Origin of the sequence: Streptomyces sp. NPDC050856 (assembly GCF_040653855.1) — a bacterium.
GTDB lineage: Bacteria > Actinomycetota > Actinomycetes > Streptomycetales > Streptomycetaceae > Streptomyces.
In genome coordinates this window covers 35,419-56,259 of the sequence record NZ_JBFAGV010000008.1, presented here as the reverse complement: position 1 = coordinate 56,259, position 20,841 = coordinate 35,419, and the positions used below count along the sequence as shown (strand labels likewise).

Below are 20,841 nucleotides of genomic sequence, written 5' to 3'. Positions count from 1 at the left end.
GGCGCGGCCGGTCGGCGGCTGCGCCCGGTGCGGCGCCACCAGCCCGCCGCGCCGGCGGCCGGCGCGCGTGGCCATGCCGTACAGCGCCTCGCCGCGGGCCTCGCGCGGCTGTTCCTCCGGATCCGCGAGCACCCTGCCGACCGGGGCCCGGCGCCTTCCGGCCAACCGTCAATCGCTCCAGCCGATACGGTCCGCGCCGGGCGTTCAACCCCACGTCCACCAGCCCGTATTCACCCTGTGGGGAAAGGCTGGTGACTGAGTGACAGCTGCGTGAACACCTTGATCTACGCGCTCCGATCGGTCAGGGTTTCGAACAACCCCCGGATGATCTCCTGTCCGGTGGCACAACCCCCCACGAATTTTGACGAGGAGACCCCTCTTCATGTCATTTCATCAGCGCGCGCCCAAGCTCGCCCTTGCCATAACCGCCGTCCTCGCGGCCACCGCCCTGGGCGCGCCGCACGCCGGAGCCGCTTCCCCCGCTCCGCGGGGCACCGTCTACGGCGCCGGAGCCGAAGGCGCGGTCGCCGGGAGCTACATCGTGCTGCTGGACGAGAAGGCCGACAAGGCCGAGCTCGCCCAGGAGTACGGCGGCAAGCTCCGCCGCGCCTACTCCTCCGCCATCAACGGCTTCTCCGCCAGCGGTCTTTCGCCGGACGAGGCCGAGCGGCTCGCCGCCGACCCGGCCGTCGACAAGGTCGTCCAGAACAAGAAGTTCTCCATCAGCGCCACCCAGCAGAACCCGCCCTCCTGGGGTCTGGACCGGCTCGACCAGGCCGACACGGCGGGCGACCGCGCGTACGCCTACCCCGACAGCGCCGGTGAGGGTGTCACCGCGTACGTCATCGACACCGGTGTGCGCGTGACGCACAAGGACTTCCAGGGCCGGGCCACCTCCGGGTTCGACGCGATCGACAACGACAACGACGCCAGCGACGGAAACGGCCACGGCACCCATGTCGCCGGCACCATCGCCGGTGCCGCGCACGGCGTCGCCAAGAAGGCGAAGATCGTCGCGGTGCGGGTGCTGGACGACAACGGCTCGGGCACCACCGAGCAGGTCGTCGCGGGCATCGACTGGGTCACCAAGAACCACCGGGGCCCGTCCGTCGCCAACCTGAGCCTGGGCGGGGGCGCCGACCCGGCCCTGGACGCGGCGGTCAGCAAGGCCATCGCCTCCGGTGTGACCTTCGGCGTCGCCGCCGGCAACGAGTCCCAGGACGCCGGGCAGTCCTCCCCGGCCCGGGTGCCGGAGGCCATCACGGTCGCCTCCTCCACCAAGGACGACAAGCAGTCCGAGTTCTCCAACTTCGGTGCGGTCGTGGACGTCTACGCCCCCGGCTCGGACATCACCTCGACGTGGAACGACAGCGACGAGGGCACCAAGACCATCTCCGGCACGTCGATGGCGACCCCCCATGTCGTCGGCGCGGCCGCCGTGTACCTGGCGAACCACCAGGACGCCAAGCCCGCTCAGGTGGCCACGGCGCTCACCGGCGGTGCCACCGTCGACAAGATCACCAACCCCTCCGGCGGCACGGCCAACAAGCTGCTGAAGATCGTGGAGTAACCCCCCGCCGCACCGGACGGCCGCCGTGCCCCTCCCCCACGGGGCACGGCGGCCCGTCCTATGGTGTGGCGATGACGACGAAGTACGCGGCTCTGCTGCGCGGGATCAATGTCGGCGGCCACAAGAAGGTCCCGATGGCCGAGTTGCGCACGCTCCTGGCGGAACGGGGCCACGGCGACCCGCGGACGTACCTGCAGAGCGGCAACGCGGTCTTCACCAGCGCTTCGGGCGCCGACGAGAGCGCGCTCGCCGCCGATCTCGAACAGGCCGTCGAGGAGCGCTTCGGCTTCCGCGTCGACTGCCTGGTCCGCGGCGGCCCCTACCTCCGCGCCATCGCCGACGACTGCCCCTTCCCGGCCGCCGGACTGGCCGGCAAGCAGCTGCACGTCACCTTCTTCTCCGGGCCCGTGGAACCGCGCCGGTTCGCCGCGCTGGACCCCGACGCCTTCCGCCCGGAGGAGTTCCGGCTCGGCGACCGGGCGCTGTACCTGTACGCCCCGGAGGGACTGGGCCGCTCCAAGCTGGCCGACGCCCTCGGCCGGCCCGCCCTTCTCAAGGGCCTCACCGCCACCACCCGCAACTGGAACACCGTCGCCAAGCTGGTGGAGCTGACCCATGACTGACCCCACCGCCGACCCGGCCGTCGCCGCGGCCATCGAGGGTGAACTGCGGCTGCTGGACCCGGCGGTGCGCGCCGAGCCGGAGCTCTTCGGGGCGCTGCTCCACCCGGACTTCCACGAGTTCGGCACCTCCGGCCGCCACTGGGACCGGGCCTCCCTCATCACGGCGGTCACCGCGGAGGAGGCCGTCCCGTCCCGTCCGCCGCACGTCTCCCACATGCGGGGCGTACGGCTCTCCGACGGTGTGGTGCACCTGACGTTCGACACCGACGCGGACGGCCGGGCCTCGCACCGCAGCTCCCTGTGGGTGCGCGCCGGAAGCGGCTGGCTGCTCCGCTTCCACCAGGGCACGCCGTTCCGCCGGACCCCGGCCGGCGCCTGAGAACTCCCGCCGGCCTGCCGGAAACCGGGTACGGGCCTCGGCGCGGTGATGTGTGATGGGGACATGGTGATCGTGTCGGGCAGGCCGGAAGTGGACGCGCTGAGCGAGGCGGTGGGCGTGCTGCGGGAGCGGCAGTGACGGGGGGCCGACGCAACTGCACCCCGGGGACGCGGGCTGGTTCTGGCGGCCCGGGGCAGGCCGGGACTGCTCGAACCGGGTGGGCGTGCACCGGGAACACCGCCGTCACGGTTACGGCGGGGCGATCACCGTCGCCGCGGCGGCCGTGCTGCGGGAGCTGGGCTCGTCGAGCGCGATCGTCTGCGCCCCGAGCTCCCGTGTCGGCGCGGTCGCCACCTACAGGTCGGCCGGCTTCCGGCCGCTCCCCGAGGTTTGGGACCGGTGCCGCTCCGGCACCGCCCGTGCCCCGTCGGCCGGCCCCCCGCTGAACGGGACCGGAGCGACGAACGACTGATGCGGAGAGGCCCGCTAGGCGGCGATCCGCTCCTCGGCGCGGGCCTCGTCGTAGCGCTCCAGCAGCAGCCGTGCCACCTCCGGGGACGGGCCGAGCACACCGCCGAGGACGTCCGCGCCGGCCGCGCCCCGGGCGATGCGGTCCGGTAGCCGGCCGGGCGCGATGACGTAGGGGGCGACCGCCACCCGGCGTACCCCGTCCGCGCGCAGCGCCCGGACGGCGTCCTCGGTGGTGGGAAGGCGCGCGGAGGCGAACGCAGGCCGCACGGAACACCAACCGGTGTGCCGCAGCTCCCGCGCCGTTTCAGCGATCACTGCGATCGCCTCCGGGTCGGTGGAGCCCGCCGAGGCCAGGACGACCCCGGTCGAGCGCTTGTCGGCGGGGCTCAGCCCCGCCTCGTACAGCCGTCGCTCCAGCGCCGCGGTCAGCAGCGGCGACGGGCCGAGCACCGGCGCCTGCGTCACCCGCAGGGACGGCGGAGCCTGGCGCAGGGCGGCCGGTATGTCGGCCTTGGCGTGGAAGGCGCGGGTCAGCAGCAGCGGCACGGCCACCGCGTCGCGTACGCCCTCGGCCGCCAGCCGCTCCAGCACGGCCGGCACCGACGGGACGTTGAAGTCCAGGAACGCCGTCTCGATCCGCGCCCCCGGCCGCAGCGAGCCCGCCCGCCGCACCAGGGCGTGGACGGTCGCGGCGTGCCGGGGGTCACGGCTGCCGTGGGCGATCACCAGCAGGACGGGACGACGGTTCATCGGCCGGCTCAGCCCTTCACCAGCAGACCGCGGCGGCGCAGCACCGTGCGCTCCAGCGGGCTGAAGATCAGCAGGTCGATGGCGATGCCGACGATCAGGATGAGGATGATGGCCAGGAAGATGCCGGGCATGTCGATGTTGTTGCGGCCGTTCTCCAGCAACTGGCCCAGGCCCAGGCCCAGTTCGGGCGACGAGGCGATGATCTCGGCGGCCATCAACGAGCGCCAGGAGAACGCCCAGCCCTGCTTCAGGCCGGCCAGGTAGCCGGGGAGCGCGGCCGGCATCACGATGTGCCAGGCGCCCCGCAGCCCGGTCGCGCCGAGCGTACGGCCGGCCCGCAGGAACAGCGGCGGGACCTGGTCGACGCCCGCCACCAGGCCGTTGGCGATCGAGGGCACGGCGCCCAGCAGGATCACCGCGTACATCATCGAGTCGTTCAGGCCGATCCAGAGGACCGCCGGGGCCACCCACGCCACCGACGGCAGCGACTGGAGGCCGGAGAGGATCGGGCCGATCGCCGCCCGGACGAACTTCACCCGCGCGACCAGCAGGCCCAGCGGCGTACCGATGGCCAGGGCCATGAGGAAGCCCAGCAGGGCGCGCGACACGCTGGTCCACAGCACGTCGAGGAGCGTGCCCTCCAGCCACATGGTGGACAGGCTGTCCCAGACGGCGGACGGCGCGGGCAGCTTGTACTCGTCGGTGACCTTCGCCCACACCAGTAGCTGCCACACCACCAGCACCAGGACGACCGCCACCACCGGCGGCAGTACCTTCTTGACCAGCACGTCACGCACCGGAGTGCGGGCCACCTGGACCGCGTCGAGCGCGTCGAGCCCGGCCTCCAGACCGGCGAGGTCGTCCCCCTTGGCGGCGGCCTTGGTCGTCGTGTCAGTGCTGGCCATGGCGGCGGATCTCCCCACGCAGTTCTTCGGTGATCTCGACGGACAGCTCCGCCACGGCGGCATCCTCGATACGGCGCGGCTGCGGGATGCCGATCTCCCACTCGCGGGCGATCCGGCCGGGACGCGACGACAGCAGCACCACACGCTGGGCCAGCCGCACCGCCTCGCGCACGTTGTGGGTGACGAACAGGACCGACAGCCGCGTCTCGCGCCAGATCCGGGTCAGCTCGTCGTGCAGCACGTCACGGGTGATGGCGTCCAGCGCCGCGAACGGCTCGTCCATCAGCAGCAGATCGCTGTCCTGCGCCAGCGCCCGGGCCAGCGCCACCCGCTGGCGCATGCCGCCGGACAGCTCGTGCACCCGCTTCCCGTACGAGCCGGTCAGCCGGACCAGCTCCAGCAGCCGCTCCGCCTCGTCCCGCCGCTCGTTCTTGGCCACCCCGCGCAGCCGCAGGGCCAGCTCGATGTTCTTGCCCGCGGTCAGCCACGGGAACAGCGCGTGCTCCTGGAACATCAGCGCCGGCCGGCCGCCCGGGGTCTCGATGGACCCCGCGGACGGCCGGTCCAGCCCCGCGACCAGGTTGAGCAGAGTGGACTTGCCGCAGCCCGAGGCGCCCAGGAGGGTGACGAACTCGCCCGGCGCGACGTCGAGCGATATGTCGTCGAGGACGAGCTGTCGCCCGGCCGGTCCCGAGAAGGACTTCGAGACGTGATCGAGACGGGCGGCATGCGTGGTCACCGCGGCACGGTCGTCGGCCTTGGCGATCGTGGTGGCCATGGTCGTCACCTCCTGGAAGCGGGCGTATCGGGCGGACTACTTGACGCCGAGACCGGCGTCGGCGACCTCGGGCTTGCCCGCGGCCTTCAGGACCTTGTTGAGCGGCTTCAGGTCGTAGATGCCACTCAGGTCGGGCTTCTCCAGCAGGCCCGCCTTCACCGCGTGGTCCGCCTGTGCCTGCAGCGTGGCGGCCAGCGGGTCGTCGGTGAACCGGATGGACGGCCACGCGGGGTCGATCACCTTGTCGCCCAGCGGCTTGCCGGTCAGCTCCTTGAGCTTGGTGTTGGCGGACGTCTTGGCCTTCTCCGGGTTGGCGTTGATCCACGCGTTGGTCTTCACCGAGCCGCGCAGCACCGCCTCGACCACGTCCGGGTGCTGGTCGAGGAACCTCTGCGACACGATGATGTTCGTGATCACGAACTTCTTGCCGGGCCACAGGTCGGACTCGTCCAGCAGCACCTTCGCGCCCTCGCTGACCAGCTTGGACGCGGTCGGCTCCGGTACCCAGGCCCCGTCGATGGAGCCGGACTTGTAGGCGTCGGGGGCGATCTTGTTCTCGGTGCGGACCACGGACACGTCGCCCTTGCCGCTCTCGGCGTCGACCTTCCAGCCCCGCTCGGAGATCCAGTTGAGGAACGCCACGTCCTGGGTGTTGCCGTGCTGCGGGGTGGCGATCTTCTTGCCCTTGAGGTCCGCCAAGGTCTTGATCTTGCCGGGGTTGACCACCAGCTTCACCCCGCCGGAGGCCGAACCGGCGATGATGCGCAGGTTCTTCCCCTTGGACTTGGTGTAACCGTTGATCGCGGGGGAGGGGCCGATGAAACCGATGTCGATGGAGTCCGCGTTGAGCGCCTCGATCTCGGAGGGTCCGGCGTTGAAGGTGGACACCTTCAGCTGGGTGCCGCCCAGCTCCTGCTGGAAGATGCCCTCGTGATCCCCCACCAGGGCGGTGGCGTGCGTCAGGTTGGGGAAGTAACCGAGCCGCACCTCGTCGGCGGACAGCTTCTCGCCCTTGGCCTGCGTCCGGGTCTCCCCGGTGGCCTTGGAGCCGTAGCCGCAGGAGGCGAGGGCACCGATCAGGAGGGGGAGGGCGGCGGCCGCGGCGAGGCCACGACTCAGGGTGGTGCGGAACATGGCAGGCACGGGAGGGCGTTCCTCTCGTCGGCCCGGTGCTCACGCCGTCCTGAGCTGTGTCAGGGGCGTGGCCGGGGAGTCGGCGGTGGTGTCTGTCTTCGGCGGTACGGGACGGGGCGTGGCCTCATGCGGCACATCGCGCCACGCCGCCGGTTCCCGCGCCGAGGGCGCCGCTGCCGACCCGGCCGCCCTCCTTGGCGAAGGTCGCGTACGCGTCGGTCATCAGAAGTCCCAGCCCTCGTCGTCGGCCGCCCCGGCGGTCCTGGTGACCTTGGCGGTGGCGAAGGAGTCGCCCGCCATCCCGGCCGTCAGGGTGGTGCCGTCGGCGGGGTCGATGAGCAGGAACGAACCGGTGCGGCGGGACTCGGAGTAGGAGTCCAGCGCCAGCGGTTCGGAGGTGCGCAGCACCACCCGGCCGATGTCGTTGGCCACCAGGTGCCCGGGTGACGGGTGCTGGGAGAGGTCGTCCAGGGTCAGCCGGGACGGTATGTCCTTGACGATGGCCTTGACGGTACGGGTGGTGTGCTTGAGCAGTACCCGCTGCCCCACCGTCAGCGGCTGGTCGGCCACGTGGCAGACGGTCGCCTCGACGTCCTGGGTGGTCGCCGGGGCGCACGCGGTGGGCGCGATCAGGTCACCGCGCGAGATGTCCAGGTCGTCGGCCAGCCGGACGGTCACCGACTGCGGCGACCAGGCGATGTCGACCGGCTCACCGAGCGCGTCGATGGCGGCGACGGTGGAGGTGACGCCGGACGGCAGCACGGTGACCGGGTCGCCCACGCGCAGCGCGCCGGAGGCGATCTGCCCCGCGTAGCCGCGGTAGTCGGGGTGCTCGGCGGTCTGCGGGCGGATGACGTACTGGACGGGGAAGCGGGCCGGGCAGTCGGTCAGGTCGTGGCTGACCGGCACGGTCTCCAGGTGCTCCAGCACGGTCGGGCCGCCGTACCAGACCATGTTGGCGGACGGCTCCACCACGTTGTCGCCGGCCAGCGCCGAGATCGGGATGGCGGTGATCTCCGGGACGCCCAGCTCGGAGGCGTACGTGGTGAACTCCTCGGCGATCGCCGCGAAGACCGGCTCGGCGTACTCGACCAGGTCCATCTTGTTCACCGCGAGCACCACGTGCGGGACGCGCAGCAGGGCGGCGACGGCGGCGTGGCGGCGGGTCTGCTCGACCACTCCGTTGCGGGCGTCGACCAGGACCACGGCCAGCTCGGCCGTGGAGGCCCCGGTGACCATGTTGCGGGTGTACTGCACATGGCCGGGCGTGTCGGCCAGGATGAACCGGCGCCGGGGGGTGGCGAAGTAGCGGTAGGCGACGTCGATGGTGATGCCCTGCTCGCGCTCGGCGCGCAGTCCGTCGGTCAGCAGGGCCAGGTCGGGCGTCTCCTGGCCGCGTGAGCGGGAGGCGTGGGCCACCGCTTCCAGCTGGTCGGTCAGCACGGACTTGGAGTCGTGCAGCAGCCGGCCCACCAGGGTGGACTTGCCGTCGTCGACGGACCCGGCGGTGGCGAAACGCAGCAGGGTGGTGGCGGAGAGCCCGGCGAGCTGCTCGGTGGTGGTGCTCATGTCTAGAAGTACCCTTCGCGCTTGCGGTCTTCCATCGCGGCCTCGGACAGCTTGTCGTCGGCGCGGGTGGCGCCCCGCTCGGTGAGCCGGGAGGCGGCGATCTCCGTGATCACGGCCTCCAGCGTGGTCGCGTCGGAGTCGACCGCCCCGGTGCAGGACATGTCACCGACCGTGCGGTAGCGGATCAGCCGCTTCTCGACCGGCTCGTTGTCCTTGGGGCCGCCCCACTCGCCCGCGGTCAGCCACATGCCGCCGCGCCGGAACACCTCGCGCTCGTGCGCGAAGTAGATCTCCGGCAGCTCGATGCCCTCGCGGGCGATGTACTGCCACACGTCCAGCTCGGTCCAGTTCGACAGCGGGAAGACCCGCACGTGCTCACCGGGGGCGTGCCGCCCGTTGTACAGCTGCCACAGCTCCGGACGCTGCCGGCGCGGGTCCCACTGGGAGAACTCGTCCCGCAGTGAGAACACCCGCTCCTTGGCGCGCGCCTTCTCCTCGTCGCGCCGCCCGCCGCCGAACACGGCGTCGAAGCGGTGCTCCTGGATGGCCTCCGTGAGCGGCACGGTCTGCAGCGGGTTGCGGGTGCCGTCGGGGCGCTCGCGCAGCGCTCCGCGGTCGATGTAGTCCTGTACGGAGGCCACGTGCAGCCGCAGGCCGTGCTTGGCCACCGTACGGTCGCGGTACTCCAGGACCTCGGGGAAGTTGTGCCCGGTGTCCACGTGCAGCAGCGAGAAGGGGATCGCCGCGGGGGCGAACGCCTTCAGCGCCAGGTGGAGCATGACGATGGAGTCCTTGCCGCCGGAGAACAGGATCACCGGCCGCTCGAACTCGCCCGCCACCTCACGGAAGATGTGCACCGCCTCCGACTCCAGCGAGTCGAGGTGGGACAGCGTGAACGGGCTGTCGGTGTCCTCGCCCACCACGTTGACACTCGTCGTCACGGTGCGACCCTTTCGTGAACTCGTCCGCCTGCGCGGCTGGGAAGTGCGGTCATCGTGCTCGGCCGCGGCCGGAGGGCCGCCGGTGTGTCGCTCACAGCAGGCCCCTCTCGGTGAGCAGGGCGTGCACCGCCGCCGCGGACTGCGCCACGGTCTGGTTCTGCGACTCGATCCGCAGGTCGGGCGCCACGGGCTCCTGGTACGGGTCGTCCACGCCGGTCAGCCCGCTGATCTCGCCCGCGGCCTGCTTGGCGTACAGCCCCTTCACATCGCGCTCGGAGCACACCTCGACCGGAGTGGCCACATGCACCTCGATGTACGCCGTGCCCTCGGCCTGGTGGCGCTTGCGCACCGCCTCGCGGCTGTCCGCGTACGGGGCGATCACCGGCACCAGCACCTTCACGCCGTGCGAGGCCAGCAACTCGGCGACGAAACCGATGCGCTGCACATTGGTGTGCCGGTCCTCCCGGCTGAAGCCCAGCCCCGCCGAGAGGAACTCACGGATCTCGTCACCGTCGAGCACCTCGGTCCGGTGGCCCTCGGCGCGCAGCCGGTCCGCCAGCTCGTACGCGATGGTGGTCTTGCCCGCGCTGGGCAGACCGGTGAGCCAGATGGTGGCCCCAGTCACCTGCTTCTCCTGATCAGTCGTCATCAGCCGTGCAGCCCGCACTCGGTCTTGCCCCGGCCGGCCCAGCGGCCCGCCCGGGCGTCCTCGCCCTCCAGCACCCGGCGGGTGCAGGGCGCGCAGCCCACGGAGGTGTAGCCGTCCATCAGCAGCGGGTTGGTGAGCACGCCGTGTTCCATGACGTACGCGTCCACGTCGTCCTGCGTCCAGCGGGCGATCGGTGAGACCTTGACCTTCCGCCGCTTCTCGTCCCAACCGACGACCGGGGTGTTCGCCCGGGTGGGGGACTCGTCGCGGCGCAGCCCGGTGGCCCAGGCGTCGTACCCGGTCAGGCCCTCCTCCAGCGGCTTGACCTTGCGCAGCGCGCAGCACAGGTCCGGGTCGCGCTCGTACAGCCGCGGGCCGTGCTCGGCGTCCTGCTCGGCCACCGTCCGGCGCGGGGTCAGCGTGATGACGTTGACGTCCATCACGGCGTCGACCGCGTCGCGGGTGCCGATGGTCTCGGGGAAGTGGTAGCCGGTGTCGAGGAAGACGACGTCCACGCCGGGGAAGGCGCGCGAGGCGAGGTGGGCCACGACCGCGTCCTCCATGGAGGAGGTGACGCAGAAGCGCCTGCCGAAGGTGTCGGCGGCCCACTTCAGGATGTCCAGCGCGGAGGCGTCCTCCAGCTCCCGGCCGGCCCGCTCGGCGAGCGCCTTGCGGTCCTCCTCGGCCTGCATGGCCGTCATATCGATTCCCCTCCGTGGTCATTGCGCCGAAGCCCACGGGCCAGCAGCCCGAGGAACTTCAACTGGAAGGCCCGATTGCACGCCGCGCACTCCCAGGTGCCGTGCCCCTGCTCACCGGGACGCAGGTCCTCGTCACCGCAGTACGGGCAGTGGAAGGGTGCCGCTCGCTCGCTCACGACAGTGCCTCCTCGGAGGCGCGGGCCGCCCAGGCGGCGAAGCGCTCGCCGTCCTCGCGCTCCGCCTGGAAGCGGGTGAGGACCCGCTCGACGTAGTCGGGCAGCTCGGCCGCGGTGACCTTCAGCCCGCGCACCTTGCGGCCGAAGCCGGCCTCCAGGCCCAGCGCGCCGCCCAGGTGCACCTGGTAGCCCTCGACCTGCCGGCCGTCGTCGTCCAGGACGAGCTGGCCCTTGAGGCCGATGTCGGCGACCTGGATGCGGGCGCAGGCGTTCGGGCAGCCGTTGATGTTGATGGTGACCGGCTGGTCGAAGTCGGGCAGCCGGCGCTCCAGTTCGTCGATCAGCGAGGCGCCGCGGGCCTTGGTCTCCACGATCGCCAGCTTGCAGAACTCGATACCGGTGCAGGCCATCGTGCCGCGCCGGAACGGTGACGGCCGGACCATGAGGTCCAGCGCCTCCAGCGCGGACACCAGCGACTCGATCTGGGTCTCCTCGACGTCGAGGACCAGCATCTTCTGCTCGGCGGTGGTCCGCAGCCGGCCCGAACCGTGCGCCTCGGCGGCTTCGGCGATCTTGGTCAGCGTGGCGCCGTCGACCCGGCCGACGCGCGGCGCGAACCCGACGTAGTACCGGCCGTCCTTCTGCCGGTGCACGCCGACGTGGTCGCGCCACTGCTGCACCGGCTGCTCGGGCGCCGGGCCGTCCACCAGCTCGCGCTTGAGGTACTCCTCCTCCAGCACCCGGCGGAACTTCTCCGCGCCCCAGTCGGCGACCAGGAACTTCAGGCGGGCGCGGTTGCGCAGCCGGCGGTAGCCGTAGTCGCGGAAGATGGAGATGACGCCCTCGAAGACGTCGGGCACCTCCTCCAGCGGCACCCAGGCGCCCAGCCTTACCCCGATCTTGGGGTTGGTGGACAGCCCGCCGCCCACCCAGAGGTCGAAGCCGGGACCGTGCTGGGGGTGGTGGACGCCGACGAAGGCGATGTCGTTGATCTCGTGCGCCACGTCCAGCAGCGGGGAGCCGGAGATCGCGGACTTGAACTTGCGCGGCAGGTTGGAGAATTCCTTGTTGCCGACGATCCGGCGCTGGATCTCCTCGATGGCCGGGGTGCCGTCGATGATCTCGTCCTCGGCGATACCGGCGACCGGGGAGCCGAGGATGACGCGCGGGGTGTCACCGCACGCCTCGGTGGTGGACAGGCCCACGGCTTCCAGACGGTTCCAGATCTCCGGCACGTCCTCGATCCGGATCCAGTGGTACTGGACGTTCTGCCGGTCGGTCAGGTCCGCGGTGCCGCGCGCGAACTCCTGCGAGATCTCGCCGATGACCCGGAGCTGGTCGGTCGTCAGGCGGCCGCCGTCGATCCGGACCCGCAGCATGAAGTACTCGTCGTCCAGCTCCTCGGGCTCCAGGATCGCCGTCTTGCCGCCGTCGATCCCGGGCTTGCGCTGGGTGTACAGACCCCACCAGCGCATCCGCCCGCGCAGGTCGTTGGGGTCGATGGAGTCGAAGCCTGCCTTGGCGTAGATCGTCTCAATACGTGTCCGTACGTTGAGACCGTCGTCATCCTTCTTGAACTGCTCGTTGCCGTTGAGGGGCGTGAAGTGGCCCACGGCCCACTGTCCTTCACCGCGGTGGCGCCCGGTCTTGCGGCGGGCGGCGGCGGAGGCGGGCTTTTCCGGAGTGGCGGCCATGACGATACGTCCTTCGGGACTGCAGGAGGGCGGCTCTGACCTGCACACTCGCGCGCGGGGACTGGCGCTGGGGCGGCGGGTGCGCGTGGGGTTCAGACGATGGGGAACACGGGAGGTGCTGCTTGGTTCAGCTCGCCGAACAAATGGCGCTGGACATGCGGCCGAGGTCGACGTGCCGCCGACTCACCAAGGCAGTTCCAGCTCGAGACATGACGGAAGCCTGTCACGGGACTTTGGACCCAGTCCACCATCTTCCAAGATGTGGACAATCCTGTCTCGCATCGTGGATAAGTGTGTTCCGAGTCACGCGTTTCCTCGGGAATATTCCGGCACCCCCCGGACAAACCGCTGCTCAGAGGTGCGCACCCGGCCACGGGCCTGGAACCGGAACCTCCTGCTCCTGGGTCACCTCCGTGTGGAACAGGGTGAAGCCCCGGCGCAGATAGTTGTCCATCGCGTGCGGCCCGTCCAGGGAGCAGGTGTGCAGCCACACCCGCTTCGTGGGCTCCCGGCCCGGCCACCGCTCCGCCAGGTCCCACGCCCGCGCCGCGCCGTACGACAGCAGGTGCCCGCCGATCCGCCGGCCGCGGAAGGCCGGGATCAGGCCGAAGTACACGATCTCGACCGCCCCGTCCGGCTGCGGGTCCAGCTCCACGTAACCGGCCGGCGTCCCCCTCTCGTACGCCACCCAGGTCTCCACCCCGGGGCGCTCCAGGATCTCCCGCCACCGCGCGTACGTCAGGCCGAGCCGGTCGGTCCAGCGGATGTCTCCGCCGACCGCGCTGTAGAGAAAACGGCTGAATTCCGGTGAAGGTATCTCGGCCCGGACGATCCGGATGTCCGGGCCGGGCTCCGCGGCCGGCCGCAGATCGTCGGGCGAGGTCTGTTCCAGGGACCACGTGGTCACGGTGATGCTCATACCGCCAGCGAATCACGCCCCCGGCCGCGGCCCCAAGGCGGGCGGGCGGCGCCGCGCGGCCAGGACCGCCGGGGCGGTGGAGTGGGGGAGCAGGTCGGCCGGATCGTCCGGGGCGATCACCCCCACCTCGATCTCCTCGCGGAAGCGGTACGGGCGGTGCGCCAGCACGCCCCCCAGGGTGCGGCGGACCCGGGACATCTCCGCGCGGACCGTCACCGTCCGGGACGGGTCCCCGAACAGGTCCCCCGCCAGCTCCGCCGCCGTGCGCCCGTCGCGGTGCAGCGCCAGCACGTACAGCAGCTCGGCGTGGCGGGGGCTCAGCTCCTGGGTCCAGCCGTCCAGCGCCCCGGAGACCTCCAGCGACCACCGGCGGGGCCGGCTGACGTCCAGCACCAGCCGGCTCGCCGCCGCCGCCGCGCGCTGCTCGTCGTCCACCAGCCGCACCAGCCAGCCGCCCGGCAGCGGCTCCACCGCGCACAGGCCCAGCGCCGGCACCAGCACCCGGCCCGCCCCGAAGGAGCGCGGCAGCGGCAGCCGGTCCACCGGCGCCATCCCCGTGACGGCCGCCGCCCAGCCGTGGCGGTCCACCGCCAGTGCCCGGCCGCCCACCCGGCACAGCACCGGCGCGGCCACCGAGCGCAGCCGCGCCAGCTCCGCGAAGTGCCGGTTGCGCAGCTCCGCCTCGACCAGCCGGGCCACCGAACTCACCAGCATCAGCGTCGCCGGGTGCACCGTGACGACCGGCCCGCTCACGTCCACCGCGCCGATCAGCCGCCCGTCGCGCGGATCGGTGATCGGAGCGCCCGCGCAGGTCCAGGAGTGGTGGGTCGACACGAAGTGCTCGGCGGAGTGCACCTGGACCGGGCGGCGGGTCACCAGCGCGGTGCCCACCCCGTTGGTACCGACCGTGTCCTCCGTCCAGTCGGCGCCCGGTTCGAAACCGTGCCCGTCGGCCTTGCGGAGCACCGCGGGGCTGCCCTCGCGCCACAGCACCCGCCCATCGGCGTCGGCCACCACCATGATGTGCCGCACCGAACCGGTGTCCGGCCCCGACACCGCCACCAGGCCCTCCCGCAGCAGCGGCAGCAGTCCGGCCAGCGGCGAGGCGTTCCGGCGGCGCTCCAGTTCCCCGGGCGACAGCAGACCCGAACGGCGGTCCCGGTCCGGGTCCACCCCCGTGCGCAGCATCCGCTGCCACGAATCCCGGATGTCGGCGCGCGGCGCCAGCGGTGGCCGTCCGCCGTTGAGAGCGGCCTCCCGCACACCCTTGAGGAGCAGCGTCGCCTTCCGCGCGTCCATCGCGGCGAGCCGCGTCAAGTCGACGGTGGCCCCGGCGCCCCCCGCCCGGGCGCCCGCGCCCCGGTGGCCGGCCTGTGTCATGTCTACCTCCCCGCCGCGGCGGGGAGATACGCCGACAGCACCCCCGGCGCCCCGCCTCCTGCAACCCCTTGCAACTCTCGTGGACGGCCCGCTCCGGTACGACACTGGTGCCGTACCGGGGCCCCGCCCCGGTGCCGCGCCGGGTTGGTGCCGTGTCGGCGCAGCACCACCTCGCGCGCGTTCCCGGGCGCGGGCCGTCAGACGGCGGCCCGCGCCCGCTCCACCACCGCCGCCAGGTCCAGCGTGTGCGGCAGCGTCCCGAAGGCCGACCCCCAGTCGCCGCCCAGCCGTGAGGCGCAGAACGCGTCCGCGACCTCGGCGGGGGCCCAGCGGACCAGCAGCGACCCCTGGAGCACCAGCGCCATCCGCTCGACCACCCGGCGGGCCCGTGCCTCGATCCCGTCCAGATCGGCCAGTTCGGCCAGCAGGTCCTTGATCGCCGCGTCCAGCCGGTGGTCGGCGCCGCGCGCCCTGCCGACCTCCTCCAGGAAGGCGTGCAGCGCCAGCGGCTCCCTCCCCGTGCGCCTGCCGGCCTGGGGGGTCCCCCCGAGCGCCCGCAGCACGTCCAGCGCCTGGACGTTGCCGGAGCCCTCCCAGATGGAGTTGAGCGGCGACTCGCGCAGCAGCCGCGGCATCCCGGACTCCTCGACGTAGCCGTTGCCGCCCAGGCACTCCAGGGCCTCGGCGGTCACCGGCACGCACCGCTTGGTCACCCAGTACTTCGCCACCGGCACGGCGATCCGCAGGAACGCCCGCTCCTGCTCCGAACCGTCGTCGTAGGCCGCGGCGAGCCGCAGCGCCAGGGTGGTCGCCGCCTCCGACTCCAGCGCCAGGTCGGCCAGGACGTTGCGCATCAGCGGCTTGTCGATCAACACCCCGCCGAAGGCGGCGCGGTGGGCGGCGTGGTGCACGGCCTGGGCCACCGCCTGCCGCATCAGCGCGGCCGAGCCGACCACGCAGTCCAGCCGGGTCGCCGCCACCATCTCGATGATGGTGCGCACCCCGCGCCCCTCCTCGCCGACCCGGCGCGCCCACGTCCCGTCGAACTCCACCTCGCTGGAGGCGTTCGACCGGTTGCCCAGTTTGTCCTTCAGCCGCTGGATCAGGAACACGTTGCGGGTCCCGTCCTCCAGGAGACGCGGCACCAGGAAGCAGGTCAGCCCGCCGGGAGCCTGGGCCAGGACCAGGAACCCGTCGCTCATCGGCGCCGAGCAGAACCACTTGTGGCCGGTCAGGAGGTACTCGCCGTCCGCGTCCAGCGGCTCGGCGGCCGTGGTGTTGGCCCGTACGTCACTGCCGCCCTGCTTCTCCGTCATGCCCATTCCGAAGAGCACACCGGTCTTCCGGGCCGCCGGCCGCAGCTCCTCCTCGTACACCTGGGAGGTCAGCTTCGGCTCCCACAGGGCGGCGAGCGCCGGATCCGCGCGCAGTGCCGGGACCGCCGCGTGCGTCATCGACAGCGGGCAGCCGTGCCCCGCCTCGACCTGCGTCCACACCAGGAACCCGGCGGCGCGCCGCAGGTGCCCGGCCGGCCTGCCCCAGGCGTTGGTCAGGCCGTTGGTCACCGCGTGACCGAGCAGGCGGTGCCAGGCCGGATGGAAGTCGACGTGGTCGATCCGGTTGCCGTACCGGTCGTGGGTGCGCAGTCTCGGCGGGTACTCGTTGGCGAGCGTCCCCCAGTCCTGCGCCTGGACGGACCCGGCCGTGGTGCCGAGCTTGGCGAGTTCCTGGTGGACCTCCTCCCGGAGCCGCGGGGGAAGGTGCCGCTCCACCGCTTCGGTCAGGGCCCGGTCGGCGCTGTAGACGTCGTACCCGACCAGGGGCGGAGCCTGATTGGTCACTGTGTGGGTGGTGGCTGCCATGCCGATACGGTAAGGAGGTGCAGGCAGCAAATGAAACACCCCCGTGTCCGCCACGGTCGTCGGGCAGACTCAACCGGGCCCGCGCCCTCTACCGCAATGTCTCGAAGCGGAAGATGGCATGGCTGCTTCTGAAGGACACGGTCAATTCGTGTATCGAATACCGCATCCTCGGTCTCGCCGCCGAGGCGGCGTTCTTCACCCTGCTGTCGCTGCCGCCCCTGATGCTCGGCCTGATCGGCCTCCTCGGCTACATCGACGACTGGACCGACACCACGACCGTCGCCTCCATCGAGAAGAACATCCTGGGGGCGGTCGGCACGGTCCTGTCCGACCAGGGCGTCAACGACATCGCCAAACCGCTGCTGGAGGACGTCACCGGGCGGGGGCACCCCGACCTCATCTCCATCGGTTTCGCCCTGGCGCTCTGGTCGGGCTCCCGCGCGGTGAACGTCTTCATCGACACCATCACCGTGATGTACGGACTCGACGGCCACCGCGGCATCGTGGCCACCCGGCTGCTGGCCTTCCTGCTCTACATCGTGGCCCTGCTGATCGGCGCGGTGGTGCTGCCGCTGGCGGTGGTCGGCCCCGACCGGGTGGTGGAGCTGTTCCCGTGGGGCACGGAGGTGGTGGCCGTCCTGTACTGGCCGGTGGTCATCCTGCTGTCCATCGCCTTCCTCACCACGCTCTACCACGTGTCCGTACCCGTCCGGTCGCCCTGGATCGAGGACGTCCCCGGCGCGCTGGTGGCGCTCGCGATGTGGGTGCTCGGCAGCTTCCTCCTGCGCGTCTACCTGACGAGTACGGTCGAGGGCCCGACGATCTACGGCTCGCTCGCGGCCCCCATCGCGGTCCTGCTCTGGATCGGCATCTCGGCCTTCGCCGTCCTGGTGGGCGCGGCGGTGAACGCGGCGATCGACCGGGTCTGGCCCTCGGTGGCCACGGCGGCGGCCCGCGCCGAGAACGAACGCGCCCGTACGGCCGAGGCGGCCGCGCTGGTGGCCCGGGCCAAGGCGGCGGTGGAGGATCTGGACGACGACGATCCGGACATGCCGTCGGAGTTCCCGGAGCGCTGGTCGCGGTTCCTGCCCCCGGACGACGTGGTGTCGCGGCTGCACACGAGCCGGGAGAAGGAGAAGGAGAAGGAACGGGAGAAGGCGCGGGAGAAGGAGAAGGGGCGGGAGAAGGAGAAGGGGCGGGACGGCGACGGCGCCGGGGACGGTGGAGCGGACGGCGACGGCCCGGCCCGCGGCACCGGACCCGCGCTCTGACCAGGACGATGTACCGGGAACGTCCCTCCCGCCTGGACGGCGCCGTCCTGTGGACCTGGACCGGGGAGCGCCTCGGGGGCGTCGGCGTCCTGCCCGACGGGTGCATGGACCTGATGTGGAGCGAGGGCCGGCTGCTGGTCGCCGGGCCCGACACCCGGACCCACGTCCCCGGCAACCCGGCCGCCGGCCATGTGGGGCTGCGCTTCGCTCCCGGCGACGCGCCCGGGGTGCTCGGGGTGCCGGCCCACGAGCTGCGGGACCAGCGGGTGGAGCTGGCCGCGCTGTGGCCCGCGGCCCGGGTGCGGCGGCTCACCGAACGGCTGTCCGAGGCGCCGGACCAAGCCGCCGCGCTGGAGGAACTGGCGGTGCGCGCGGCCGCCGACACGCCGGGCCCCGACCCACTGCTGCGGGCCGTCGTCCAGGCGCTGAACGCCGGGCGGACGGTCGCGGCGGCGGCCGACGCCGCCGGGCTGGGGGTCCGTCGACTGCACCGGCGTTCGCTGGACGCCTTCGGTTACGGGCCCAAGACACTGGCCCGGATCCTGCGGCTGCGGCGTGCGCTCGCGCTCGTCCGGGCCGGTCTGCCCTACGCCGAGGCCGCGGTGGCGGCGGGCTGTGCCGACCAGGCGCATCTGGCGCGCGAGATGCGGGCGCTGGCCGGCACCACGCTCAGCGCCTACACGGCGTCGGCGAAGAGCTGGACGGCGCTGCCGTCCGGGTCCAGCACCACCGCGTAACGCTGTCCCCAGACGGCGTCCCAGGGCCGCAGACGGCCCCGGTGGCCCTCGGCGAGCAGCGCCTCGTACGTGGCGTCGACATCGGCCGGGCTCGCGCAGCGGAACGCCAGGACGACCCGGTCGCCGCCCCGGGGACGCGTCCACTCCGGGTCGAACGAGCGGACGGTCTCCTCGGTGTCCCACAGGATCCGTGTCCCGTTGGGCAGGACGGCCTCGGCATGCGGGGCGGCGTCCGCCCCGGCCGGGACGTCCAGGCCGAGGCGCCGGTAGAAGGCGAGGGAGGCGGCCATGTCGGAGACGACGAGGCCGATCGCGTCGAGTCGTGGTGTGGTGGTCATGCCGACACCGTAGGCCGTGCTGTGCCACCCGGTCTTGTAGGAATCGGACACGGCCCGGGCGTCGCCGGCGCTCCGGCGCGGCACCGCCGGCGGATCGGGCGGGGGCCGGGGCGCCCGGCCCCGTGCCCTCGGCGCCGCGCTCCCCAGTCCAGGTAATGATAAGGTAAAGAAGATCCTTTCTGCGCGTTCCGCGTCATCACGGAGGGGGCAACCATGGGAACCCGGCGCACCCAACTGCCCGGCGTCGGCACGCAGTACGACTTCACCACCGAAGCCGGTCAGCACATCTCCGTCGTGGTCCACCACGACGGCCGCCGCTTCCTCGGGTTCTACCGCGCCGACGACCCGGACACCTGCCAGGCGTCGGTACCGCTCACCCCCGAAGAGGCCACCGCCCTGGCCCATGTGATCGACCCGGTGGCGTTCGGGGCCGTCCGCACCGACGGCCTCGACCTGGTCACCGAGCACATACCGGTCAGCAGCCGTTCCCCCTACGCGGGGCGGCCGCTCGGCGACACCCGGGCCCGCAGCCGCACCGGCGCCTCCATCGTCGCCGTACTGCGCCGTACCAGCGCCCATCCGTCGCCCGCCCCCGACTTCCGGCTGGCCATCGGTGACACCCTGGTCGCCGTCGGCACCCGCGACGGCGTGGACGCGCTGGCCGCGCTCATCGGCGGAGGATGACATGCACGACACCACCGCGCTCCTCATAGAGCTGGGGGCGGTCATCCTCGGCCTCGGCCTGATAGGCCGGTTCGCCGGCCGCATCGGCCTCTCCCCGATCCCCCTCTACCTGCTGGCCGGGCTCGCCTTCGGCCACGGCGGCCTCCTCCCGCTCGCCGCCAGCGAGGACTTCGTCGCCGTCGGCGCCGACATCGGCGTCATCCTGCTCCTCCTCCTGCTGGGCCTGGAGTACAGCGCCTCCGAACTCGTCACCAGCCTCCGGACGCAGTACCCGTCGGGGGCCGTCGACTTCGTCCTCAACGCGGCCCCGGGCGCCGCCGCGGCGCTGCTGCTCGGCTGGGGCCCGGTCGCCGCCGTCGCCCTCGCCGGCGTCACCTGGATCTCCTCGTCCGGTGTCATCGCCAAGGTGCTCACCGACCTCGGCCGGCTCGGCAACCGCGAGACCCCCGTCATCCTCGGGGTGCTCGTCATCGAGGACCTGTCGATGGCCCTCTACCTCCCGCTGCTGACCGCCCTGCTGGCCGGCGCCGGGCTCGCCGGCGGCAGCGTCACCCTGCTCATCGCGCTCGGTACCGTCGGTCTCGTCCTGTACGTCGCGCTGCGCCACGGCCGGCTCATCAGCCGGGCCGTCTCATCCGACAACCCCGAGATGCTGCTGCTCGTGGTGCTCGGCCTGACCGTGCTGGTCGCCGGGATCGCCCAGGAGCTCCAGGTGTCCGCCGCGGTCGGCGCGTTCCTGGTGGGGATCGCCCTGTCGGGCGAGGTCGCCGAGGGCGCGCGCAAGCTGCTCACCCCGCTGCGGGACCTGTTCGCGGCCGTCTTCTTCGTCTTCTTCGGACTGTCGACCGACCCGGCGGCGATCCCGCCGGTCCTGCTGCCCGCGCTGCTGCTCGCCCTGGCCACCGCCGTCACCAAGATCCTCACCGGCTGGTACGCGGCCCGCCGCGCGGGCATCGGCCCGCGCGGCCGGCTGCGGGCCGGCGGAGCGCTGGTCGCCCGTGGCGAGTTCTCCGTCGTCATCGCCGGGCTCGCGGTCGCCACCGAACCGCGCATAGGGCCCCTGGCCACCGCGTACGTCCTGATCCTGGTGATCCTCGGACCCCTCACCGCCCGCTGGACCGAACCGGCGGTCGGCCGCCTGCGCGGCGCGCTGTCGCGCCGCCCAAGGCCCCGCCCGGCGCCGCCGCCGGGCCATGAGCGGATCGAGGGGACCTCGCAGAGCCCGGCGTCCTCGGAGACGTCGGCGGCGAACTGAAAAACGTTGGCGCCGGGACCGCAGCCCCCCTAGGCTGAGGGCGTTCCGACACGGG

23 protein-coding genes are annotated in these 20,841 nt (G+C 72.4%); 8 read left to right on the top strand and 15 right to left on the bottom strand.

Translation table 11 applies throughout. The features are described 5' to 3' along the window. Nucleotides 1-382: 382 nt before the first annotated feature. The 4 genes from AB0H53_RS10260 (at nt 383) to AB0H53_RS10245 (ending at nt 3,044) form a co-directional block, all read left to right on the top strand. Nucleotides 383-1,570, top strand: a complete 1,188-nt coding sequence (locus tag AB0H53_RS10260) for a S8 family peptidase (protein ID WP_362109570.1) — start codon at nt 383-385, stop codon at nt 1,568-1,570. Between the two features lie 71 nt (nt 1,571-1,641). Continuing rightward, entirely contained in the window at nt 1,642-2,193 is a 552-nt protein-coding gene (locus tag AB0H53_RS10255; RefSeq protein WP_362109568.1) for a DUF1697 domain-containing protein, read from the top strand. Further along, on the top strand, nt 2,186-2,572 hold the full coding sequence (locus tag AB0H53_RS10250; RefSeq protein WP_362109566.1) for a nuclear transport factor 2 family protein: 387 nt from the start codon (nt 2,186-2,188) through the stop codon (nt 2,570-2,572). Before AB0H53_RS10255 ends, AB0H53_RS10250 begins: the two co-directional genes overlap by 8 nt. 223 nt (nt 2,573-2,795) lie before the next feature. Next, the gene (locus tag AB0H53_RS10245) at nt 2,796-3,044 is read left to right on the top strand and encodes a hypothetical protein (RefSeq protein WP_362109564.1); all 249 of its coding nucleotides are present in this window, start codon (nt 2,796-2,798) and stop codon (nt 3,042-3,044) included. Between the two features lie 14 nt (nt 3,045-3,058). On the opposite strand, the gene AB0H53_RS10240 is transcribed toward AB0H53_RS10245, so the two are convergent. The 14 genes from AB0H53_RS10240 to AB0H53_RS10175 all read right to left on the bottom strand — a co-directional run bounded on the left by AB0H53_RS10240 (nt 3,059) and on the right by AB0H53_RS10175 (nt 16,501). Further along, nucleotides 3,059-3,793, bottom strand: a complete 735-nt coding sequence (locus AB0H53_RS10240) for a sirohydrochlorin chelatase (protein WP_362109562.1) — start codon at nt 3,791-3,793, stop codon at nt 3,059-3,061. Between the two features lie 8 nt (nt 3,794-3,801). Beyond that, on the bottom strand, nt 3,802-4,698 hold the full coding sequence (locus tag AB0H53_RS10235; protein WP_362109560.1) for an ABC transporter permease subunit: 897 nt from the start codon (nt 4,696-4,698) through the stop codon (nt 3,802-3,804). Continuing rightward, nucleotides 4,685-5,476, bottom strand: coding sequence for an ABC transporter ATP-binding protein (locus AB0H53_RS10230; protein ID WP_362109558.1), 792 nt, complete (start codon nt 5,474-5,476; stop codon nt 4,685-4,687). The genes AB0H53_RS10235 and AB0H53_RS10230 overlap by 14 nt, the downstream gene beginning before the upstream one ends. 36 nt (nt 5,477-5,512) lie before the next feature. Continuing rightward, a complete protein-coding gene (locus AB0H53_RS10225; RefSeq protein WP_362109556.1) occupies nt 5,513-6,619 on the bottom strand; it encodes an aliphatic sulfonate ABC transporter substrate-binding protein in 1,107 nt (368 codons plus the stop codon). A 213-nt stretch (nt 6,620-6,832) separates the two neighbouring features. After that, nucleotides 6,833-8,179 (bottom strand): GTP-binding protein, encoded by a 1,347-nt coding sequence (locus tag AB0H53_RS10220; RefSeq protein WP_362109554.1) that lies wholly within the window; start codon nt 8,177-8,179, stop codon nt 6,833-6,835. A gap of 2 nt (nt 8,180-8,181) precedes the next feature. After that, nucleotides 8,182-9,120, bottom strand: a complete 939-nt coding sequence (gene cysD, locus AB0H53_RS10215) for a sulfate adenylyltransferase subunit CysD (protein ID WP_362109552.1) — start codon at nt 9,118-9,120, stop codon at nt 8,182-8,184. 91 nt (nt 9,121-9,211) lie between these two features. Beyond that, nucleotides 9,212-9,769 (bottom strand): adenylyl-sulfate kinase, encoded by a 558-nt coding sequence (gene cysC, locus AB0H53_RS10210; protein WP_362109550.1) that lies wholly within the window; start codon nt 9,767-9,769, stop codon nt 9,212-9,214. Next, entirely contained in the window at nt 9,769-10,470 is a 702-nt protein-coding gene (locus tag AB0H53_RS10205) for a phosphoadenylyl-sulfate reductase (protein WP_362109548.1), read from the bottom strand. The genes cysC and AB0H53_RS10205 overlap by 1 nt, the downstream gene beginning before the upstream one ends. Next, nucleotides 10,467-10,646: a hypothetical protein gene (locus AB0H53_RS10200; RefSeq protein ID WP_362109546.1), complete on the bottom strand. Its 180-nt coding sequence runs from the start codon at nt 10,644-10,646 to the stop codon at nt 10,467-10,469. The genes AB0H53_RS10205 and AB0H53_RS10200 overlap by 4 nt, the downstream gene beginning before the upstream one ends. Then, nucleotides 10,643-12,340 carry a nitrite/sulfite reductase gene (locus tag AB0H53_RS10195; RefSeq protein WP_362109544.1) on the bottom strand — a complete coding sequence of 566 codons (1,698 nt, stop codon included), beginning with the start codon at nt 12,338-12,340 and terminating at the stop codon, nt 10,643-10,645. Before AB0H53_RS10195 ends, AB0H53_RS10200 begins: the two co-directional genes overlap by 4 nt. Before the next feature lie 127 nt (nt 12,341-12,467). Then, on the bottom strand, nt 12,468-12,551 hold the full coding sequence (locus AB0H53_RS10190; RefSeq protein WP_362109826.1) for a putative leader peptide: 84 nt from the start codon (nt 12,549-12,551) through the stop codon (nt 12,468-12,470). Nucleotides 12,552-12,692: 141 nt separating this feature from the next. Continuing rightward, nucleotides 12,693-13,259: a GNAT family N-acetyltransferase gene (locus tag AB0H53_RS10185; RefSeq protein WP_362109542.1), complete on the bottom strand. Its 567-nt coding sequence runs from the start codon at nt 13,257-13,259 to the stop codon at nt 12,693-12,695. A gap of 12 nt (nt 13,260-13,271) precedes the next feature. Beyond that, a complete protein-coding gene (locus tag AB0H53_RS10180; RefSeq protein WP_362109540.1) occupies nt 13,272-14,639 on the bottom strand; it encodes a GAF domain-containing protein in 1,368 nt (455 codons plus the stop codon). Nucleotides 14,640-14,836: 197 nt separating this feature from the next. Next, the gene (locus AB0H53_RS10175) at nt 14,837-16,501 is read right to left on the bottom strand and encodes an acyl-CoA dehydrogenase family protein (RefSeq protein ID WP_362109538.1); all 1,665 of its coding nucleotides are present in this window, start codon (nt 16,499-16,501) and stop codon (nt 14,837-14,839) included. A 17-nt stretch (nt 16,502-16,518) separates the two neighbouring features. On the opposite strand from AB0H53_RS10175, the gene AB0H53_RS10170 reads away from it, so the two are divergent. Continuing rightward, the gene (locus AB0H53_RS10170) at nt 16,519-17,772 is read left to right on the top strand and encodes a YihY/virulence factor BrkB family protein (protein ID WP_362109536.1); all 1,254 of its coding nucleotides are present in this window, start codon (nt 16,519-16,521) and stop codon (nt 17,770-17,772) included. Between the two features lie 8 nt (nt 17,773-17,780). Then, nucleotides 17,781-18,509 carry a helix-turn-helix domain-containing protein gene (locus tag AB0H53_RS10165; RefSeq protein ID WP_362109534.1) on the top strand — a complete coding sequence of 243 codons (729 nt, stop codon included), beginning with the start codon at nt 17,781-17,783 and terminating at the stop codon, nt 18,507-18,509. On the opposite strand, the gene AB0H53_RS10160 is transcribed toward AB0H53_RS10165, so the two are convergent. After that, the gene (locus tag AB0H53_RS10160) at nt 18,449-18,847 is read right to left on the bottom strand and encodes a VOC family protein (RefSeq protein WP_362109532.1); all 399 of its coding nucleotides are present in this window, start codon (nt 18,845-18,847) and stop codon (nt 18,449-18,451) included. The genes AB0H53_RS10165 and AB0H53_RS10160 overlap by 61 nt on opposite strands. A gap of 213 nt (nt 18,848-19,060) precedes the next feature. Here AB0H53_RS10160 and AB0H53_RS10155 point away from each other — a divergent pair, with 213 nt between their 5' ends. Continuing rightward, nucleotides 19,061-19,531: a TrkA C-terminal domain-containing protein gene (locus tag AB0H53_RS10155; protein WP_362109530.1), complete on the top strand. Its 471-nt coding sequence runs from the start codon at nt 19,061-19,063 to the stop codon at nt 19,529-19,531. A 1-nt stretch (nt 19,532) separates the two neighbouring features. Then, entirely contained in the window at nt 19,533-20,786 is a 1,254-nt protein-coding gene (locus AB0H53_RS10150) for a cation:proton antiporter (RefSeq protein WP_362109528.1), read from the top strand. Nucleotides 20,787-20,841 lie beyond the last annotated feature (55 nt).

What these genes read in the sequence shown, in the direction of transcription:
- AB0H53_RS10260 (WP_362109570.1), top strand. Translation starts at nt 383, where the DNA reads ATGTCATTTCATCAGCGCGCGCCCAAGCTCGCCCTTGCCATAACCGCC.
- AB0H53_RS10255 (WP_362109568.1), top strand. Translation starts at nt 1,642, where the DNA reads ATGACGACGAAGTACGCGGCTCTGCTGCGCGGGATCAATGTCGGCGGC.
- AB0H53_RS10250 (WP_362109566.1), top strand. Translation starts at nt 2,186, where the DNA reads ATGACTGACCCCACCGCCGACCCGGCCGTCGCCGCGGCCATCGAGGGT.
- AB0H53_RS10240 (WP_362109562.1), bottom strand. Translation starts at nt 3,793, where the DNA reads ATGAACCGTCGTCCCGTCCTGCTGGTGATCGCCCACGGCAGCCGTGAC.
- AB0H53_RS10235 (WP_362109560.1), bottom strand. Translation starts at nt 4,698, where the DNA reads ATGGCCAGCACTGACACGACGACCAAGGCCGCCGCCAAGGGGGACGAC.
- AB0H53_RS10230 (WP_362109558.1), bottom strand. Translation starts at nt 5,476, where the DNA reads ATGGCCACCACGATCGCCAAGGCCGACGACCGTGCCGCGGTGACCACG.
- AB0H53_RS10220 (WP_362109554.1), bottom strand. Translation starts at nt 8,179, where the DNA reads ATGAGCACCACCACCGAGCAGCTCGCCGGGCTCTCCGCCACCACCCTG.
- cysC (WP_362109550.1), bottom strand. Translation starts at nt 9,769, where the DNA reads ATGACGACTGATCAGGAGAAGCAGGTGACTGGGGCCACCATCTGGCTC.
- AB0H53_RS10205 (WP_362109548.1), bottom strand. Translation starts at nt 10,470, where the DNA reads ATGACGGCCATGCAGGCCGAGGAGGACCGCAAGGCGCTCGCCGAGCGG.
- AB0H53_RS10195 (WP_362109544.1), bottom strand. Translation starts at nt 12,340, where the DNA reads ATGGCCGCCACTCCGGAAAAGCCCGCCTCCGCCGCCGCCCGCCGCAAG.
- AB0H53_RS10190 (WP_362109826.1), bottom strand. Translation starts at nt 12,551, where the DNA reads ATGTCTCGAGCTGGAACTGCCTTGGTGAGTCGGCGGCACGTCGACCTC.
- AB0H53_RS10185 (WP_362109542.1), bottom strand. Translation starts at nt 13,259, where the DNA reads ATGAGCATCACCGTGACCACGTGGTCCCTGGAACAGACCTCGCCCGAC.
- AB0H53_RS10180 (WP_362109540.1), bottom strand. Translation starts at nt 14,639, where the DNA reads ATGACACAGGCCGGCCACCGGGGCGCGGGCGCCCGGGCGGGGGGCGCC.
- AB0H53_RS10175 (WP_362109538.1), bottom strand. Translation starts at nt 16,501, where the DNA reads ATGGCAGCCACCACCCACACAGTGACCAATCAGGCTCCGCCCCTGGTC.
- AB0H53_RS10165 (WP_362109534.1), top strand. Translation starts at nt 17,781, where the DNA reads ATGTACCGGGAACGTCCCTCCCGCCTGGACGGCGCCGTCCTGTGGACC.
- AB0H53_RS10160 (WP_362109532.1), bottom strand. Translation starts at nt 18,847, where the DNA reads ATGACCACCACACCACGACTCGACGCGATCGGCCTCGTCGTCTCCGAC.
- AB0H53_RS10155 (WP_362109530.1), top strand. Translation starts at nt 19,061, where the DNA reads ATGGGAACCCGGCGCACCCAACTGCCCGGCGTCGGCACGCAGTACGAC.
- AB0H53_RS10150 (WP_362109528.1), top strand. Translation starts at nt 19,533, where the DNA reads ATGCACGACACCACCGCGCTCCTCATAGAGCTGGGGGCGGTCATCCTC.